Below are 973 nucleotides of genomic sequence, written 5' to 3'. Positions count from 1 at the left end.
CAGAGCCTTTGCAATTACCCTATCCGTCCTCGTCGTAACATGCCCTTGTGCCTTATCACTCGCCACACCGACTGCTTTGACCGGCGCAACATCAGCATTACGTAGACTTGGATTCTTGCTTACCAAGCATCATGCACTCGAAGCTATGTCCCAAGCGAATGATGTTATTTTTGATAAAACAGGGACACTCAGTGAAGGTCGTTTATCGATCTCTCACGTTCAGCTTGCCACTAACACTAACTTGGATAAAGAAACCGCGCTTATATTTGCAAGCGCGCTTGAGCGCCAAAGCGCCCACCCAATTGCCAAGGCATTTATTCAGCAGACAAGCAAAGAAGTCATCGACGCCAAGAATCATGTTGGTTTAGGCGTGAGCGGAATCATTGATGGCTCTCGCTATTTTATGGGCAGCGCTAGCTTTATCGGACAAAATACGTCTACGCTCGATAAACAAGAACTGCAACATCAACACGATGGACCTGTCGTATTTATGTCTGACGGCACTACATTAGTTGCTCGGTTTGAGCTCGAAGACACTCTAAGAGAAGAGGCAGCTGCCTGCATTGAAACGCTGCGTAAGCTGGGCAAAACCGTGCATATTTTAAGTGGCGACCAGCATCATTCAGTGAAACATGTCGCCGACACATTGAGTATCGAATCGTTCTTAGCTGAGCAATCGCCTGAACAAAAGCTGAACTACGTTGAGTCGCTGCAATCTGAAGGAAGAAAAGTGGCGATGGTCGGCGACGGCATCAACGATCTTCCCGTTTTGTCTCGCGCAAACCTATCTATTGCAATGGGCGGAGCGAGTGACTTAACTAAGCTCAATGCGGATGCCATTTTGTTAAACGAGCACCTCGTATCACTGGCTGACGCTTTCCAGTATTCACGCAGAACAAGAACAGTCATTATTCAAAATATTTGCTGGGCACTTGGCTATAACTTATGCATGCTGCCACTTGCAGTGGTCGGC

The 973-nt window shown here is 47.5% G+C and carries 1 protein-coding gene; it reads left to right on the top strand.

Translation table 11 applies throughout. The annotated features are described in order from the left end of the window. Positions 1 to 13 precede the first annotated feature (13 nt). On the top strand, positions 14 to 973 hold a 960-nt coding region (locus A3739_RS14920; protein ID WP_231877089.1), incomplete at its 3' end, for a cation-translocating P-type ATPase.

This window comes from Oleiphilus sp. HI0067 (assembly GCF_001635735.1).
The sequence above is the reverse complement of the archived record's forward strand: the minus strand, read 5'-3'. Positions and strand labels throughout refer to the sequence as shown.